Origin of the sequence: Myxococcus sp. MxC21-1 (assembly GCF_032612255.1) — a bacterium.
Lineage (GTDB): Bacteria > Myxococcota > Myxococcia > Myxococcales > Myxococcaceae > Myxococcus > Myxococcus virescens.
Genome location: NZ_CP123278.1, coordinates 1,986,199 through 2,002,704, shown reverse-complemented (window position 1 = coordinate 2,002,704; position 16,506 = coordinate 1,986,199). Strand labels below are relative to the sequence as shown.

General features: G+C 68.0%; 15 protein-coding genes and 1 pseudogene. 7 read left to right on the top strand and 9 right to left on the bottom strand.

What is annotated here, in order from left to right:
- Positions 1–9: 9 nt before the first annotated feature.
- The 5 genes and pseudogenes from QEG98_RS09460 to QEG98_RS09440 form a co-directional block, all read right to left on the bottom strand.
- Complete coding sequence (locus QEG98_RS09460; protein ID WP_316566487.1) at positions 10–1,983, bottom strand: TonB-dependent receptor domain-containing protein; 1,974 nt, start codon at positions 1,981–1,983, stop codon at positions 10–12.
- Entirely contained in the window at positions 1,905–2,333 is a 429-nt protein-coding gene (locus QEG98_RS09455; RefSeq protein ID WP_316567856.1) for an energy transducer TonB, read from the bottom strand. Before QEG98_RS09455 ends, QEG98_RS09460 begins: the two co-directional genes overlap by 79 nt.
- A gap of 454 nt (positions 2,334–2,787) precedes the next feature.
- The gene (locus QEG98_RS09450; protein ID WP_316566486.1) at positions 2,788–3,189 is read right to left on the bottom strand and encodes a hypothetical protein; all 402 of its coding nucleotides are present in this window, start codon (positions 3,187–3,189) and stop codon (positions 2,788–2,790) included.
- Positions 3,190–3,756: 567 nt separating this feature from the next.
- Positions 3,757–4,203: a PQQ-binding-like beta-propeller repeat protein gene (locus QEG98_RS09445; protein WP_316566485.1), complete on the bottom strand. Its 447-nt coding sequence runs from the start codon at positions 4,201–4,203 to the stop codon at positions 3,757–3,759.
- Between the two features lie 81 nt (positions 4,204–4,284).
- Positions 4,285–5,639, bottom strand: a pseudogene (locus QEG98_RS09440) (IS1182 family transposase).
- A 634-nt stretch (positions 5,640–6,273) separates the two neighbouring features.
- Between QEG98_RS09440 and QEG98_RS09435 the strand changes: the two are divergent.
- The 4 genes from QEG98_RS09435 (at position 6,274) to QEG98_RS09420 (ending at position 8,514) form a co-directional block, all read left to right on the top strand.
- Positions 6,274–6,780, top strand: coding sequence for a hypothetical protein (locus tag QEG98_RS09435; RefSeq protein WP_316566484.1), 507 nt, complete (start codon positions 6,274–6,276; stop codon positions 6,778–6,780).
- Positions 6,777–7,124, top strand: coding sequence for a GNAT family N-acetyltransferase (locus tag QEG98_RS09430; RefSeq protein WP_316566483.1), 348 nt, complete (start codon positions 6,777–6,779; stop codon positions 7,122–7,124). The genes QEG98_RS09435 and QEG98_RS09430 overlap by 4 nt, the downstream gene beginning before the upstream one ends.
- Positions 7,125–7,407: 283 nt before the next feature.
- The gene (locus QEG98_RS09425) at positions 7,408–7,824 is read left to right on the top strand and encodes a DUF1801 domain-containing protein (protein ID WP_316566482.1); all 417 of its coding nucleotides are present in this window, start codon (positions 7,408–7,410) and stop codon (positions 7,822–7,824) included.
- A gap of 102 nt (positions 7,825–7,926) precedes the next feature.
- Complete coding sequence (locus tag QEG98_RS09420; RefSeq protein WP_316567855.1) at positions 7,927–8,514, top strand: DUF1801 domain-containing protein; 588 nt, start codon at positions 7,927–7,929, stop codon at positions 8,512–8,514.
- A gap of 59 nt (positions 8,515–8,573) precedes the next feature.
- On the opposite strand, the gene QEG98_RS09415 is transcribed toward QEG98_RS09420, so the two are convergent.
- The gene (locus QEG98_RS09415; RefSeq protein WP_316566481.1) at positions 8,574–9,479 is read right to left on the bottom strand and encodes a LysR family transcriptional regulator; all 906 of its coding nucleotides are present in this window, start codon (positions 9,477–9,479) and stop codon (positions 8,574–8,576) included.
- Between the two features lie 76 nt (positions 9,480–9,555).
- On the opposite strand from QEG98_RS09415, the gene QEG98_RS09410 reads away from it, so the two are divergent.
- Complete coding sequence (locus QEG98_RS09410; protein ID WP_316566480.1) at positions 9,556–11,799, top strand: S9 family peptidase; 2,244 nt, start codon at positions 9,556–9,558, stop codon at positions 11,797–11,799.
- A 7-nt stretch (positions 11,800–11,806) separates the two neighbouring features.
- Here the strand turns inward: QEG98_RS09410 and QEG98_RS09405 are convergent, their stop codons facing one another.
- Positions 11,807–12,604: an alpha/beta hydrolase gene (locus QEG98_RS09405; protein ID WP_316566479.1), complete on the bottom strand. Its 798-nt coding sequence runs from the start codon at positions 12,602–12,604 to the stop codon at positions 11,807–11,809.
- 112 nt (positions 12,605–12,716) lie between these two features.
- Here QEG98_RS09405 and QEG98_RS09400 point away from each other — a divergent pair, with 112 nt between their 5' ends.
- Positions 12,717–13,391, top strand: coding sequence for a response regulator transcription factor (locus QEG98_RS09400; RefSeq protein WP_316566478.1), 675 nt, complete (start codon positions 12,717–12,719; stop codon positions 13,389–13,391).
- Positions 13,392–13,419: 28 nt separating this feature from the next.
- Positions 13,420–14,586, top strand: a complete 1,167-nt coding sequence (locus QEG98_RS09395) for a HAMP domain-containing sensor histidine kinase (protein ID WP_316566477.1) — start codon at positions 13,420–13,422, stop codon at positions 14,584–14,586.
- 96 nt (positions 14,587–14,682) lie between these two features.
- Here the strand turns inward: QEG98_RS09395 and QEG98_RS09390 are convergent, their stop codons facing one another.
- Positions 14,683–15,705, bottom strand: a complete 1,023-nt coding sequence (locus QEG98_RS09390; protein ID WP_316566476.1) for a deoxyhypusine synthase family protein — start codon at positions 15,703–15,705, stop codon at positions 14,683–14,685.
- Positions 15,706–16,128: 423 nt separating this feature from the next.
- Positions 16,129–16,398 (bottom strand): TetR/AcrR family transcriptional regulator, encoded by a 270-nt coding sequence (locus QEG98_RS41775; protein ID WP_410477990.1) that lies wholly within the window; start codon positions 16,396–16,398, stop codon positions 16,129–16,131.
- Positions 16,399–16,506: the final 108 nt, after the last annotated feature.

Here is a 16,506-nt window from a genome sequence, read left to right as displayed (position 1 = left end):
AGCGGGCGCTCAGAGATCAACCGTGGCGCGCGCGGAGAACGCGCGGCCCGGCTTCTGGACACCGACGATGTCGAAGGCGGGAGCGTCGGTGAGATTCTGGAGGTTGAAGGAGAAGGAGAAGGCTCGCCCCTCGAATCGGGAGCGGTAGGTGAGCGCGGCGAAGTGCAGCACCTGGGTGGGCACCCGCGCCTTGTCGCCGCCCCGCCCGGCGCTCTCCCAGGAGCGATAGAACGACTCGACGAAGCGGGTCGTCCACTCCAGGCCAAGAGCGTCCTCGGCGCTCAAGAGCTGGCGCTTCTGGAATCGCGCGGTCGCCGAGGCCTGGAGCCAGGGAATGTTGGGCATGCGGTCCCCGTGGAAGCGGGCGAACTGGCCTTCCTGCGCGAGGTTGCGGAAGTCGAGCCAGGTGACGGTGCCGGTGAGCCCCACCCAGTCGCCGGGTGAGTCCCAGTCCACGCCCGCGTGCGCAGAGAAGGAGCGAGCGTGGTCCACGTTCTCGTAGGCCTGCGTGGCGTCGCCGGGGAAGAGCTGGATGAGGTTCTCGACGTCCCGGACGCCCGCGACCGCGTTGGCACCGAAGCGGCCAACGGACGTGACGATGGGGAGCAGCTCCACGCCCAGGTTGGCGTTGTGACTCGACTCGGGGACGAGCGCCGAGTTCTCCACGAGCAGTCCCCCATCACCGAAGATCTCGTCCACCCTCGGCATCCGAGTGGTCCGCTCATAGGACGCCTTCAGGAGCAGCCCCCGCCTCAGACTGAAGCGCAAGGTGTCACCGAAGCCTCCGGCCCACCGGCGCTCCGCGGCCTCCTGCCTCGTTCCCGAGGCGAAGCGCTGCAAGTAGCCCTTCACGAACACGGTGTTCTCCAACCGGCCGTCCCAGAGCAGCTGACGATGGGAGAGACCGCCGAAGGCGGACGTGAGCGCGAGCGGCACCCGGAGAGGGTCTTCCTGCTGCAAACGAGTGAGGTAGGCGTTCTCGCCGCTTCGGTCGCTGTCGTCGACGCCGAGCGAGACCTCGAGGTCCTCGGGGTCGAGCAGCGTCCCGAGGAGCCGCACGCGCCCGAACAACGTCTGGCGCGTCTGGGTGTTCTCCAGGGGCGTCGAGCCAGTCTCCCCGGCCCTCGCCCGCGTCGCACGGCAGGCGCCGTACCAGTCGTAAAGACAGTCGGAGGCGTCGAGGAGCTCGCCCACACGCTGGTTGTACCCGGCGATGGCGAGCACCTTCAGCCGATCATGGGGCGACACCTCGTAGCGAAGTCCGAGGCCCCAACTCTCCTGCGCGGAGGTGACCGCGCCATAGGGCTGAATCATGAACTGATCGTGCGGGACCTCCTTGTCGTAGCGGCCGAGGTAGCCATTGAGCACGAGCCGGTCGATGCCCGGCAGTGACTCGAACCCCACCTCGATATCGCCTCCGGTGCCCCGATAGGCGTCGTGGTTGCGGCGCAGGGCGCGCGGTGAGACGCGCCCCGTCGCCAGGTCATCCACGGGGACGGTGATGACGTAGTCGTTCTGCGCGCGGTCGTGGAACCCCGCGGCCCGCACGAAGACGTGCTCGTGGGCCCGCCACGTCAGCCTGCCAGTCCCTCGGTAGCTGCCGAAGGACCCGCCCTGGAGCGACAGGGAGGCACCGGTTTCGGGCTTCGCGAGGTCGGAGCGCAGGTGGATGGCACCGCCCAGCGCATCCGTCGCGAGGCGAACCGGGACGACGCCGTTGAAGACCTCGAGCTGCCGGATGAGCGAGACCGGAACACTTCCCAGTCCATAGACATAGGGCGAGTACTCGATGGGGACGCCGTCGAGGAGGACTCGCACCTGGTCACCGGAGAGCCCCCCGAGCGAGAGCTGGGTCCGGCTCCCCATTCCGCCCGTCCGCTGGACCTGCACGGCAGAGGCGCGCGTCAGCACCTCCGCGAGGTCCTCGGCGCGCTCATGGGCCTTCTCCAATTCGACGACGTCCACCGCCTCCGAGCCGCGCACCAGGGCGCGGGCTTCAGTCGACCTGGCGCGGACGACCGAGGTGAAGCCATGGGCAGCGGGAGGCTCTGGCTCCTCGGAGGGCTGCGCGGTCGCCTCTTCCGCGGGCGCGTCGGGCGCGACTTGGGCGACCTCCTCGGCGCCGGCGGCGCGACCTCGGGAGGACGGGCGAGGACGAAGTGGTGGATGAACTCGAACTGACAGGGGACGGGGTTGCCGTCCTGCATCGCCGGGGAGAAGCGCGCGTTCTCGAGCGCGCTCACGGCCGCCTCGTCGAGTCCGTGCCCAAGTCCCTCGACCACCTCCGCGCGCGAGACCCGGCCCTCCGCATCAAGCGTCAGGAGGAGCTTCACCGCGCCTTCAAGTCCCGCGGCGAGCGCCTCGGGCGGATAGACAGCCTCTGGCTGGGCCAGCAGCACCGGAGGGACGACCCCGCCGGATGGCGCAGGCCCGCCCTCACCCTCCGGCGCCTGCGGGTGCGGTGTCGCGCCAGAGGGGAAGCGGATGTCGCCGGCGCCGGGGTCTCGCTCGCATCCTGGGCTCGCGCGACCCCACTCGACAGCAGGGACAGGAGCGCGAGCGTGGAGACCAGAGAGGATGGCGCGGGGGCGCCCCGCCAGCGACGAAGTGTGGGCATGTTCACGGTGTACAGGCAGGGCTCAAAGGCGCGAGGATGATGTCGATATTGATACTCATTCTCAACAAAACGACCTCCTATCAGTGGCGGCGGTGGGGGTCAATTGGTTGGCGATGTCATTCATCGGCTGCGGAGCAGCCTCGGTGCTGCCCAGCGCGCCCATGGCGCCGTCAAAGAGGAGGGAGGCCGGATTGGCCCGGCCCGTCGTGAGGGCCCCCGATGACGCCCTCCGCGGCGCCCTTCACGGTCTTGAAATAACCAGTCGCGGCGCCCTTGAAGCCGCCCTCCGAGTTACCAATCCCTGTCAGGGCGTTGCTGACGCCTGGAAGGAACCACAGGTGCTTGCCCGCCTCGCCCGCGAACCACTGGAAGTTGTCCTTGTTGCTCCCGTCCGCCTTGACGTGGGTGTCCTTCGTGGTCGGCAGTTGGTGAGCGCCCAGGAAGAATGCCCCCTTCTCGGCGAACGGCCTCCGTGCAGTGCCGCACATCTCCCCCTTGGTGATGCCCTCGATGTTGCCGTCTCCCTGGCCGTTCAGGACTTTGTTCGACCGGTCCCCACCATTGGCGGCCAAGGCGCTGTCGATGAACTCCAGCGCCTTGGCCAGCCGGAAGACGGCGTCGGGGTGCTGCTTCGCGTCCTTCAGGTCGAGCTTGGGGTCGATGCCCGTCTGCTTGCACGCCTGCTCGGACCTGATGTCCTTCTGGCGTCCCAGCTTCTTCAGCCGGGGGTGTCGTCGACGAGCTACGCCGCCGAACGGTTGTCCCCTGCCGGCCGCTTGTCATTGGCGCTTGGGAGGCCGGAACCGGAGGACTGCGGCGCCGGAGCCAGGTTCAGCAGTTGCCTCGGGTTGATGGGAGAAGCCGGAGCAGTGGTCGGACGCATCATGGAATGAGAGAGGGCCGAAGCCTTGACGCGCGCATGGGTATCACCTGGTTCCTGGCAGCGAAGGAAGACTGCTGCGGCGAGGCGGCCCCGCCCGTGCGCGGCCTCACTGCAGCGCGCATGCCCCCCCAGGAGGGCCCCACAACCCATGTATTTCTCAGAGATGGGATGACCCCGGAGACCTCGCGTCAAGCGTCCCGGCGGTGACTGCAGTCACTACGGAGGGGCCGTCGCGTGTTTCGCGGACCCGCGCTCATCAGTCTCGCTGGCGGGCGATTTTGCAGTTCCAATACTCTGCGCGCACGGCGCCGGCGGAGCCCATGAGCGAGCTGAAGAAGCCGCCGTCCGTAGGCTGAGTGGACTCGGGCTCGGGCGCCACCGAGGTCCTCCACAATTGCCGGCCGCTCGCCGCGTCGAACGCGGTCACCGTCGAAAGGCCCATCAACACCTGGCCTTGTTGGATTCGCAAGCAAGGGTCCATGGCGCCGATGCTTGGCTTCCGCCCCCATCCCTTCACGTCTTCGGAGACCGTCCAAAGCACACGGCCGCTGGCATAGTCACAGCACACGACGCGCACGCACCACGAGGCAACCGCACCAGTGTGCGTGCTCATTTCCTCCCAGGTCACCGAAAGCATCGCGACGAAGGGCGGCTCAACGGCAAGCGTCACGGTCGTTCGCACGCCGCGCAGCTTGGAGTCCACTCGGAGTCTGTGGCGGTAATGAGGCAGGAGGCGAGCGCGGACGAGGTAGGCGGCTGGCCGCCTGATTGAGGCAGCCCGCCGCTAAGCGACCACCGCGTGGAAGAGCTTGAGGAGGTTGTGGGTGGCGCAGATGAGAGCCCACTCCTCCCGGGCCGCCTTCAGGCCCCGCCGCAGCAGGGTTCGGATGCCGCGCGCCTCTTTGATTTGGCCGAAGACGGGTTCCGCAATCGCTTTGCGCATTCGATACACCTCCTTGCCTCGCTGCGTCGCCAGCTTCCGGGCCATCCGCGCCTTCGGGGTGAGTCCCGCAGGCGGACGGCCTCTGACTTTCGGTGGCGCTTCTCCGTGCTTCTGGCGGCCCGTCGCAATGTATGGCTCGACACCCACCGACTCGAGCCAGCGCACATTCTTCGCGGAGAAATAGCCCGCGTCCGCGCTCAGCTTCCGGGGCACCTCGTCGAGGTGCTCGGCCACCCGGTCCACCAGCGCCGGCAGGTGCTCGGCGTCCGGAGGCTGGTTGGTGAGGGCTTGGGCGACAATCACCTGGTGCGCCGAGTCCACCGCCGCCTGCGCGTTGTAGGCCTGCTCGAAGCTTGTGCCCCTCTTCATGATTCGGCTGTCCGCGTCCGTGAAGTTGCGCTGCGCTTTGGGCGTCGGCTTCCCCTCGGCCGTGTGGGGCACCGTGTGGCCGGCAAGTCCTGGGCGGGCGGCGGGGGCTCGTCGTCGTCATCATCCTTGCGTTTGCCTGCTTCCGCGGCAGCCTTGGCTTCGGCCTCCAGCGCCTGCCGGGCCTCGCGGATGCGTTGCAGACGCGACTGCGCGCGCCGCAGCTCCTCGGGGAGTTCATCGCCCCGCTTGCCCGTGCCGTGCCGGGCATCCTCCTCCGCGTCGACGGCCTCCGCCTGCGCCAGCAGTTCCTTCACCTGCCCACGCAGCTTCTCTTCCTCCCTCTGCATCCGCTCGTAGCTCATCGCCTTGTGCTTGCTGGCGTTCGCCTTCAGCTTCGTGCCGTCCAGCGCCACGTGCCCCAGCTTCACCAGCCCCGCCCTCGCGCACAGCTTCAGCATCTGCACGAAGAGGTTTTCGAAGTGCGCCCCGTGCCGGCGCCGAAACTCTGAAATCCTCGAGTGGTCCGGGGACTGGTTCGCCGCCAGGACGCGAAAGGCCACGTCCTCCCGCGTCTTCCTCTCAATCTTCCGAGACGACGTCACCCCTGTGCAGTACGCGTACAGCAGCAACGCCACCATCATCTTCGGCTCGTACGGCGGGTAGCCTCGCAGCTGCTTCTCGTAGGGCTCGTAAATGGGGGCAAGGTCCAGTTCCTCCACCACCTCCAGCACGAAACGCGCGAGGTGGTGCTCCGGCAGCCAGTCCAGCAGCGACGGCGGCAGCAGGAAGTCCTGCTGCACATTCCAGGGGCGGAACTTCTTGCTCATGGGGGCATTGAGCCCCCTCAGCTCCTGCCGGGCAAGGCCCCGTCGCGATTACCGCGACAGACTCCTAGCGCATCGTGAAGATCGTGCCGCCACATGACTCGGCCGCTGACGCGGTCGATTGCGGCGACATAGCCCTGCACAGTCGTGATCAGCAAGGGGTCGTTCATCGCGGTGTTGTAACGCGGCAAGCGATTCGACGTCCATGCGTCCGCCACGAAGTGAAGGAATGGATTCGGCGTCATGTGCGCTCGCGAGGTGGGCTACCAGACCCGCCAGGAATGTCATCGGCGCGCAGGCTCTAAACACACAGAAAGCGATCCAGTGCTCGGGGGTGGGGCTCAGTCGATTCGGACCAGCACGCCATCCCCGTGCTCCGCGGCGGTGGGGTGAATGCCGGGCACTACGACCTGCGTCTCCATCCCCAGGAGCGGAACCTCTCCCTACCGCCCTTCTCCGAACGGAAGCACGGGCTCGACGTACGGTGGCGCGACGTGCGGTCGCCGTCACAGGTGCGCCAAGGGCAATGCGCACCATTGGATCAACCCATCCACGAGTGCGAATCACGCCCTGTCTGGTGTATTGAGTAGAGATGTTCTGCCTCCGCCCCTATCGCGATGTGGCCGACCTCAACACCATGGCTCGCCTCGTGGCACAGGCCTGGGCGGAGCGAGGTCCCCACGTGGAGTGCGCGGTGGGAGACCTGACCTGGCGCCTGCTGCGCAATGCACAGGTACGGCCGCGGGAGGACATCACCCTGTGGGAACACGCGCCGGGCCAACTCGCTGGCTTTGCGTGGGCCTACGGCAACGGCGATGTGGACCTGCTCGTCCACCCGCTCGTGCACGCTGACGCCTTCGCGGAGGATGTGCTTCCCTGGGTTCGCGCACGCCACGAGCACACCCCGCAGCCGGCCACCGTGTGGGCGCTGGAGAGCAACGGTCCGCTGCTCGCGGCGCTTCAGCGGCGCGGCTGGCGGCGCACCACGGGCGGGTGCTACCTGCACCTCGCACTGCCGCTACACGCGCTGCCGTCTCCGCCGCCTTCGCTGCCCGCGGGCTACCGGGTGCGCGCGGTGCGGGGCCCCGAGGAGGCAGCCGCGCGAGCCTCGTACACCGGCGCGGCTTCGGCTCCGAGCGGGTGACAACGGAGGTGTACGCGCGGCTCATGGAGGCACCGGGCTACCAGCCTGCGTTGGACCTCGTCGCCGAGGCGCCCGACGGAAGCCTCGCGGCCTGCGCGCTGGGCTGGCTCGACGAGGCGAACGCGGTGGGCGAATTCGAACCGGTGGCGTGCGCCCCAGAGCACAGGCGACGCGGGCTGGTGCGCGCGCTCCTACACGAAGGGCTCCGGCGCATGCACATGCTGGGCGCCAGGCGGGCCATCGTGTACGCCTTCGCGGACAACCCGGCCTCCCCCGCCCTCTATCAGTCCGTCGGCTTCACCGTGGTGGACCGCAACCTCGGCCACACCCTGGCGTCCCCATGAACGCCCGTCTCACTCGCACTTGCGGCGAGGGCCGGGCCAGCAATGAGGACGAATGACGCCTGTTCACGACCGGCGAGCCTTCGGGAACAGCGGGCTGTACCCGTTCGTGCTGCCGTCCACCGCCAAGGGGCGCGACGCGCCAACTGAAACTGGCGGTCAGCCGCGACTGCACCAGGAGTGCGGAGGCCGACACCGGATGCCCCCTTGTTTCCTACACCCCACCAGGGTGCTATCGGACGCAGGAAACGTGGGCGACACGGCCTCTCCACGGGAAGGCAGGTAGATGAAGAATCAAACCAAGACAGCTGGCGAGTCGGCATCGGAACTCATCAACGAAAGGATTGCCGAACTGGGTGACTGGCGAGGCGATACGCTCGCGCGGGTGCGTGCCCTCATCAAGGAGGCCGTCCCGGAGGTCGTGGAGGAGTGGAAGTGGCGGGGAACGCCGGTCTGGTCCCACGACGGGGGCATCTGTACGGGTGAGGCGTACAAGAAGGCCGTGAAGCTGACCTTCTTCAAGGGCGCTTCGTTGGAAGATCCCGCCGGACTCTTCAACTCGAGCCTCGACGGGAACGTCAGGCGCGCCATCGACATTCACGAAGGTGAGGCGCTGGACGCGAAGGCGTTCAAGGCGCTCATCCGCGCGGCCGCCGCGCTCAATACGGCTAGCGGAAAGAAGCCCACGAAGCGCTCGAAGTGAAGGTTGACCTCCGCGGCGCGGGTCGCTCAACTCCTCTTCGAGAAGACGTTGAGACGCCCCGCCCTCGGCGGTCCCAATCACCGCCCATCTGGAGTGAACGCCATGGCCGTCAAGTCGTCCAAGGTCGCGAAGAAGGCCACCGCCAGGCCGAGCACGGCGAAGGCTGCCACACCGAGCAAGGCAGCCGCCAAGTCAGCGGCCCCCAAGCCCAAGAAGGCCACGGCGAAGAAATCGGCGGCAACGCCCAAGGCCACCGCGGCCAGACGCAAGCGCCCCGCTGCGGCCACCAAGCCGGTCCTCCTCTCTGGCGGCAATCCGCAGATTGCGAAGGGCTACGGCGACGCCCCCATCCGGGCCTACATCGAGGCCATGCCGGGCTGGAAACGCGACGTCGGGCACCGCCTCGACGCGCTCATCGAGCGCACCATCCCGGGCGTGAGCAAGGCGGTCAAATGGAACTCGCCGATGTACGGCGTCGAGGGCCAGGGATGGCTCCTCGGCATCCACTGCTTCACGAAGTACATCAAGGTGGCCTTCTTCCGCGGCACCTCGCTGCGCCCCATCCCACCCGGTGCTTCCAAGAGCCAGGACACGCGCTACCTCGATATCCGCGAGGACGAGCCGCTCGACGAGGCCCAGTTCGCCGCCTGGGTGAAACAGGCCAGCCAATTGCCTGGCGAACGGATGTAGGGCGTGCCCTCCGCGCATGACGTGCGCCTCGTGCCACGGCCTCGTGGCGCGAGTGCCGCTCAGTCAGAAGCACTCCTACCAGAGCGGGAGACGGCTTCATGCGCGAGGACGCGGAAGTGCTGCGCCGCGGGCGCGGGCCGCGCGCCAGGAAAGGCCACCACCAGCTCCGCGTATCCGGGAGCGCCGCTCAGGGGGCGGAACACCACCCCTTTGGGACACAGCGCCTGGGAGGACGCGGGAGCGATGGTCAGCCCCAGGCCCGCTTCCACCATGCCAACGACGGACGGCCACGAGCTGGCTTCCTGGAGGATGTTCGGAGAGAAACCCGCGCCCAGGCACATGCTCGTCACCAGGTCGTGCAGGCCCGGCGCGGAGTGACGCGGAAAGAGCACGAAAGGCTCGTTCGCCAATGAGGACAGCGCGACGACCTGTTGACGGGCTCGCGGGTGTCGAGCTGGCAGGGCGAGCACGAAGCGCTCCCGGAGCAGCCGCTCGACGGTGAGTCCTTCGTGACGGAAGGGCGCCCGGATGATGGCGATGTCCAGCTCCCCCGAGGCGAGCGCGGCGCCGACATCCAGCGTCTCGCTGTCGTCCAACTCCAGCTTCACCTTCGGAAACCGCGTGCGGAAGCGCAGCACGATGTCCGGCAGCACGCCGAAGGCAGACGACGCGGCGAAGCCGACACGCAACGTGCCCGTCTCTCCACTCGCTGCCTGCTGCACCGAATGGATGACATCCGCGCGCCGGACCAGCAACGCGCGCGCATCCTCCAGCAAGCGGCTCCCGGCGGCGGTGAGGGCCACCCGGCGGCTCGTGCGCGTGAGCAGCTCGACTCCCAGCTCGGACTCCAGCCGGCGAATCTGCTGGCTGAAAGGCGGCTGGGCCATGCCGATGCGCGCGGCGGCGCGTCCGAAGTGCAGCTCCTCCGCCACGGCGACGAAGAGCTGGAGCTGACGGAATTCCATATCGAGACGATATCCATCTCAATGCGCATCAAAAGATATATTGGTCGTGAAGGATGCGGCTTCCTACCATCGGCGCATGCGATTCCCCTTCGTTCCCCTCGGCCTGATGCTCACAGCGCTGACGGGAGCCCCCGTCCTGGCACTGGATGACGCTCCCCTCCCCCTCGCCCCCTCCGGAGCCACGCCGGATGCGCAGACCCAGGCGAAGCTGGACCTGGCGGACCGGTTCGTCCGCCGGGCGGAACTCCTGCGGGACAGCCTGGTCCCCCCCAGGTGGCTGCGTGAGGGCGACCGGTTGGTCTTCTGGTCCCGTGAGGGCAAGGACGGCGGGACGTGGGTGCTGGCGCACGCGAAGACGGGGGAGCTGAAGCCACTCCTGTCCGGTGAGCAACTGAGGCAGCAGCTCTCGACGCTGCTGGGCAAGCCCATCACCGCGCCCCGCTTCTTCGACGTCGCGCTCGCGCCCGATGAGCAGGGCATCGTGTTCCGCCTGGAGGGGAAGACCTTTGGCCTGGGCCTGTCAGGTGGCCACGTCACCTTGCTGTCGCCGGAGGACCGGGCCGCGCTGACGCTGTCGCCTCAGCACTTCCTCGCGCCGAAAGGCGGCGCGCTCGCCGTGCAACGCCAGGGCGGCTTCGCGGTGCTGAACGCGGAAGGAGCCACCGTGGTCGAGCGCACGGGAGAAGCGAACCTCGACTGGCGGATTCCGGAGCGTCCCTGGTCACCGGATGGCCGCTTCCTGGTGGTGTGGCGGGATGACCTCCGCGGCGTTCACCAGGTGCCCGTCGTGGACTACTCCTCCGCGCTGGAGAAGGTGACGACGGTGCCCTACACGAAGTCCGGGACGCCACTGCCGCGCGCGGAGCTCCATGTCGTGGAAGTGGCGACGGGCCGCGTGACGCGCATTCCGCCCGTCGAGGGCGAGACGTATGACTGGTTCGCCGGCTGGAATCCCGAGGGCACCGAGGCGCTGTGTCTCCACCTCTCGCGTGACGCCAAGCGGCTGGACCTGACCGTCGTGGAACCCGCGTCGGGCCAGCGTCGGCACGTGCTGCGCGAGGAGCGCCCGGAGACCTTCGTCACCGGCCTGGACTTCGCGGTGGGCGGCTGGGCGAAACAGGTGACTGCGCTGCCAGGAGGACGCGGCTACCTCTGGATGTCCGAGCGTGATGGCTGGCGTCACGTGTATGCGTATGACCGCTCGGGGAAGCGCGTGCGGCAGCTCACGCGAGGCGCCTTTCCCGTGCACGAAGTGGTGGGAGTCGCCCCCACGGGAGATGCCCTCTACGTGCTGGCCTCCGCCGACAGCGGCGCGCCATACGAGCACCTCTTCTACCGGGGAAGCCTGAAGGGAGGCGCGTTGAAGCGGCTGTCCCAGTGCTCGGGGATGCACCGCATCACGCCGTCCCCCTCGGGCCAGTACTACGTGGACACATGGTCCTCGCGGACACAGCCCCGGCTGAGGGAGCTGGTGTCCATGGAGAGTGGCAAGCGCGTGCGACTCACCACGTCGGACGCGAGTGAGTTCGAGTCGCTCGGCGACACGCGGCCGGAGGCGCTGCTCGTCAAGGCGGCCGACGGCGTCACGCCCCTGCACGGCGTGCTCTACAAGCCACGCGACTTCGACGCCTCGAAGCGCTACCCCGTGCTCGCCGCCATCTACGCGGGTCCGTTCACCACCGTTGTCCCCTGGACCTTCCTGGGGACTTCGGATTCGCTGACCGCCAGCGGCCTGGCGCAGCTGGGCTTCATCGTGGTGTTGCTGGACCCCCGGGGTGGCCCCGGACGGAGCAAGTCCTTCCAGGACGCGAACTACAGCCGCGTGGGCCAGACGGAGATTCCCGACTACGTCGCGGGGCTGAAGCAGGCCGCGTCCACGCGCCCATGGATGGACCTGGAGCGGGTCGGCATCCACGGCGGTTCGTGGGGCGGCTATTTCACGCTGCGCGGCATGCTGACGGCGCCGGACTTCTTCAAGGCGGGCTACGCCGGAGCCCCCGGAGCGCTGGAGGAAGAGGCCATCATCAACGAGCCCTATCTCAACCTCCCAAGCGTCAATCCCCAGGGGTACGCGGCGGGCGACAACCTCGCTATTGCAGACAGGCTGAAGGGCCACCTGAAGCTGATGCACGGCACGAGCGACGTGAATGCCACGCTCTCCGTGACGATGCGGATGGCGGACGCGCTCATCCGCGCGGGCAAGCGCTTCGAATTGCTCATCATGCCCGGCCAGCCGCACTCCCCTCGGGGTGCCGCCAGCCGCTACTACCGGGACGATGTGGGGCTGTTCTTCCTCCGGACCCTGGGCGGTCCACGGTAAGGGCGCCTCATGGGCCCTTGCGGGCAGGCGCTCGGCGGTCCGCATGGAGCCAGCGGCGCACCTCCTCCAGATACTCCCGTGGGAGGACATGCCCGCTGTCGAAGGTCTTGTGTGTCTTGCGACGAGACGGAGCGGCATCGAACAGGGCGCGGCTGTCCGCGACAGGCGCGAAGTCATCCTTGTTCGCCGTCAGCAGCAGCCATACCTGGTGAACGCTCGCCATGTGGCGCGAGGGGGCAACCTCCTCCATCGACGGGTCGATGTGGGGTGGAACCATCGTGACCAGGTGGGTGATGCGGGGCTCACGCGCCGCCAGCAGGATTCCCACCTGGGCTCCCATGCTGTACCCGGCGACGAGCACCCGAGGCGGCTGGCCTTTCGCGAGCACGGTGGTCAGCAGCGCGTGGGCATCGCGGACGGTGTCGGCAATCATCGCCACGTACCCTGAGGGGTCCCCTTGATGGGCCCGCTTGGCGAGCGCTCCCGGCCTGGCCTCGGGCGTCGCCCGCTCTCCGTGCCGGCGTGCATCGAGGAGATAGACGCGGTAGCCGGACCGCAGCAGTTCGTCCTTCAGCACACCGCCGTGGGTTGGCCCCTCATTCGACAACCAGTCCTCCTTGCGGCGCGTCAGGCCGTGCAGGAGGACGGCGATGGGAGGATTCGCGGCGGCGACCTCCGGCTCCAGCACCCGCGTGGGGATGCGTTCTCCATCCGCGCCGCGAACGTCCAGCGACGTTTCCAGGGCGGCGGCACGGGCCACAGAAGCGGATAGAAGCAGCAGGCACAGCGACAGCAAGCGGGTCATCGCGGTTCTCCCAGAGGTCAGAAGCCCGGTCACCTTGCCGCCCTCCGCGTCAGCCACGCGTCAACACCCGGTTGACCTCCGGTTGACGTGGCGGCTGATAACCTGCCCACCCATGCGAGTGCTCGTCGTCGAAGACAACCTGGACCTCCAGGCCAACGTCGAGAGGTTTCTGGGGAAGGACTTCCAGCTCGACTTCGCCGCCACCGGGCCCCAGGGGCTCACGCTCTCGCTGAGCCAGGAATACGACGTCATCGTCCTGGACCTGATGCTGCCGGGAATGAGTGGCATCGAGCTGTGTCAACGCTACCGGCAGCTCGCGCCCCGGCTGGTGCCCATCCTCATGCTGACCGCTCGGGACACACTCGATGACAAGGAAGAAGGCTTCCGCGCGGGCGCGGATGACTACCTCGTCAAGCCGTTCTCCTTGAGGGAGCTGCGGCTGCGGCTCGAAGCCCTGGCGCGGCGCCCCGTGCCTCCGAGCGGACGACGGCTGACGGTGGGGCCACTGACGCTGGAGCCAGACACGGGCCAGGCACGGCGAGGCGTGCGCACCGTCCACCTCAATAAGACCGAGACACTCCTCCTGAGGCTGCTGATGGAGGCCGCGCCCGAGCCCGTCTCGACGGCCACGCTGGCCCACCACCTCTGGGGGGACGATGCGCCGGAATCCAGTGCCTTGCGCACCCACGTCTATGCCCTGCGCGGAGCACTCGCCGAGCTGGGGATGAGCGACTGCATCACCACGCTCCGCAACAAGGGATACCGCCTGGATGCGCGCGAGGACTAGGTCGGTCCGAGGTCTCCTCCTGGGCGCCATGGGCATGTCCGCGGCGCTCGCGCTCGTCCTGATGGGGACGTTCTTCACGCTCTTCAGCTACGACCTCGAAGACGCCATCTTCGCTCGGTTCGTCGCCACCGCGGCGGACGGACGCAGGGAGGACACGGGGGCCATCCCACTGGGAATGACGGCCTATGTCGGCCACGAAAGACTTCCGTCCTGGCTCGGAGACGCGCTCCCCCTGGACACACCTCGCGGCGAATACGAAGTCTTCGCCCAGGGCCGTGGGCACTTCCATGTCGCGGTGCGACCGGATGCGTCGGCTGGCACGACGCGCTACATGGTCTTGGACACGACGGCGCTGACGAGCACCACCCGCCACCTGCGCCAGACGTCCGGACTGCTGCTGGCAAGTGCGCTGCTGGCCCTGCTGGGCGCCGCCGGGCTCTCCCTTGTCGTCGCACGGAGGCTCAGCCGTCCGCTGGAACAGCTCGTCGCACGCGTCCAGTCGGATACTCCGGCGCGGGAAGAGGACGTCGGGGTCACCGAGGTGCGGGCCCTGGCCGAAGCCCTGCGTGTCCGGGATGCCCGAATCCAGGAACTGCTGGAGCGGGAGCGCGCCTTCAACCGGGACGCGAGCCATGAACTGCGTACGCCCCTCGCCGTGGCGCAGGGCGCGGTGGAGATACTGGAGTTGGACCCACCCGCGGACACGGAGACCTTCGGCCGTCTGCGGCAGGCCGTTCACCACATGGGCCTGCTGACGGAGGGCATCCTCTGGCTGGCCCGGTCAGGCCACTCCGACGAATCGTGCGGACTGGTGAGCATCACCCGCGAAATGGTCGCGCTGTACGGCAACCACCGCCCTCACGGCGACGTGGCGCTCGTCATCGAGGCGAAAGAGGAGGTCCTCGCGCCGCTTCCTGGGTCCGTGGCGCGAGTGATGCTGGGCAACCTCATCAAGAACGCGCTCGCCTATACGCACCAGGGGAGCATCGTCATCCACATCGAGCCAGAGGGCTGGAGCATCTCCGACACAGGCGTGGGCTTCGGCCGGGTCGCGCCCGGGCACACGGGCTTCGGTATCGGCCTGTCGCTCGTGGAGCGGCTGGCGCGCCGGTTCAACTGCGACGTGGCCTTCAGCGCCGTGGAGCCACACGGGACGAGGGTGCGGCTCACCTGGCCATCCGCGGAGTCCGGCTGACTGGGGGACCGCGACGCACGGCATCCCGTGCGTCGTGGCAGCGTCACGCCATTCCCACGAGCGGAGCGGCGCGAGCCGCCCCGCCTGCTGCGACGGCTAGCCCTGGTGCTTCGCGATGAGCGCGTTCGCCGCTTCCGGGTTGCTCTTGCACTCGAGCAGGGCGCTGAGAATCAGCGGCGCGACAATGGTGGCATCCGACTCGATGACGAACATCGGCGTCGTCTCGGTCAGCTTGTCCCAGGTGATCTTCTCATTGGGCGTCGCGCCCGAGTACGAGCCGTAGGACGTCGTCGAGTCGCTGATCTGGCAGAAGTAGGCCCACGGCTTCACCGGCTTCTGCAGGTCGTACTTGATCGACGGAACGACGCAGATGGGGAAGTCACCGGCGATGCCGCCGCCAATCTGGAAGAAGCCGACACCCCGGCCCTCGGACATTTCCTCGTAGCGGTCGTAGAAGTCGGCCATGTACTCAATGCCAGACTTGACGATGCTCGCGTTGCACTCGCCCGTCTTCACGTAGGACGCGAAGATGTTGCCGAACGTCGAGTCCTCATAGCCAGGGACGACGATGGGCAGACGGTGCCGCGCCGCCTCGAGCAGCCAGCAGGCCTCCGGGTCACCCTCATATGCGGAGGGGTCGAGCGCCTGGATGAACGCGTAGAAGTACTCGTGCCAGAAGCGGCGCTCGCCCTTCTCGGTCGCGCCCTTCCACATCGGGACGGCAATCTTCTCCACCGCGCGGAACGCCTCGTCCTCGGGGATGCTCGTATCGGTGACCCGGCGCATCCGCTGCTCGAGGATTCGCGTGTCGTCCTGCTTGGTGAAGTAGCGGTACTCGGGGAAGTCCTTGTACCCCGTGTGCGCGACGAGCCGGAAGAGCGACTCCTCGATGTTGGCACCCGTCACCGACAGACCGTGAATCAGCCCCGCCCGGATGGCCGGTGCGAGCGTGATGCCGAGCTGCGCCGACGACATCGCGCCCGCGACGCTCCAGAACATCCGGCCACCGTTCGACACATGCTCCCAGTAGGACAGGAGCGCATCGCGCGTCGCGCGCGCGTTGAAGTTCTTGTAGTTCGTGAGGATGAACTTGAGAACGGGAAGTTCGGACGAGGACATGTGAGCCTCCAGCAACAACGTGGTGAATGCTCGAGAGGCACACGCCTGACGGAGCCACTCGAGGACACCCTACGGTCGCAACGAGATGTCGCGGCCGCCATCGGAGCGTCAAGTGGCTCCGGGCTAGCTAGCACAGGAGGACCGCGACCCGCCACCGCGTTCCACGCCTCCCCGGCTGCTCCCCAACAGAGCCGCCCACCTCAGATGCGCTGAACCACCCGCAGCGCGAAGCGCACGAAACGTGCGTCCAGTGGCTCATTGAGCATGAGGCGCTGCCACACCAGGCCGGAGAGCACGTTGACCACGAGCTCCCGGTCGGCGGGCCGGCGGTCGGCGAGGCATGCCCGGAGCTCGTCCCCCGCGGGCGCACCAGTTGGGCGATGAGCCGCCGGTGGAGGTCCTCGTCGAATTGCGCCTCCGCCATCAGCGCTCGCAGCACGGGCGCCGCCTCCGCGGCCCCCGGCAGAACTCCACCAGCGTCGAGGACAGGGAAGGCTTGCGCCGGCTCATGCGGGGCGCCTGACTCACCCACTCGGAGAACGCGTCGAGCACCAGCGCGCCCTTGCCCGGCCACCAACGGTAGATGGTCTGCTTCCCGGCCCCCGCGCGCTCCGCCACGTCAGCGGTCGTCACCGCCGCATAGCCCTTCTCCAGCACCAGCTCCTGCGCCGCCTTGAGAATGGCCAGGCGCACTCTTTCGTCCCTGGGTCGTCCCGTCCGCATGACTCGCCTTTACGAGACTTCGGGTCTCGGAAACAAGCCACTTACGAGACTGGCGGTTCCGAAATCGCGTAACGCAGT

Bases quoted from the DNA above. Each gene is read 5' to 3' on its own strand.
- QEG98_RS09395 (WP_316566477.1), top strand. From the start codon at position 13,420: ATGGGCATGTCCGCGGCGCTCGCGCTCGTCCTGATGGGGACGTTCTTC.
- QEG98_RS09415 (WP_316566481.1), bottom strand. From the start codon at position 9,479: ATGGAATTCCGTCAGCTCCAGCTCTTCGTCGCCGTGGCGGAGGAGCTG.
- QEG98_RS09410 (WP_316566480.1), top strand. From the start codon at position 9,556: ATGCGATTCCCCTTCGTTCCCCTCGGCCTGATGCTCACAGCGCTGACG.
- QEG98_RS09425 (WP_316566482.1), top strand. From the start codon at position 7,408: ATGAAGAATCAAACCAAGACAGCTGGCGAGTCGGCATCGGAACTCATC.
- QEG98_RS09400 (WP_316566478.1), top strand. From the start codon at position 12,717: ATGCGAGTGCTCGTCGTCGAAGACAACCTGGACCTCCAGGCCAACGTC.
- QEG98_RS09420 (WP_316567855.1), top strand. From the start codon at position 7,927: ATGGCCGTCAAGTCGTCCAAGGTCGCGAAGAAGGCCACCGCCAGGCCG.
- QEG98_RS09390 (WP_316566476.1), bottom strand. From the start codon at position 15,705: ATGTCCTCGTCCGAACTTCCCGTTCTCAAGTTCATCCTCACGAACTAC.
- QEG98_RS09405 (WP_316566479.1), bottom strand. From the start codon at position 12,604: ATGACCCGCTTGCTGTCGCTGTGCCTGCTGCTTCTATCCGCTTCTGTG.
- QEG98_RS09435 (WP_316566484.1), top strand. From the start codon at position 6,274: ATGGCTCGCCTCGTGGCACAGGCCTGGGCGGAGCGAGGTCCCCACGTG.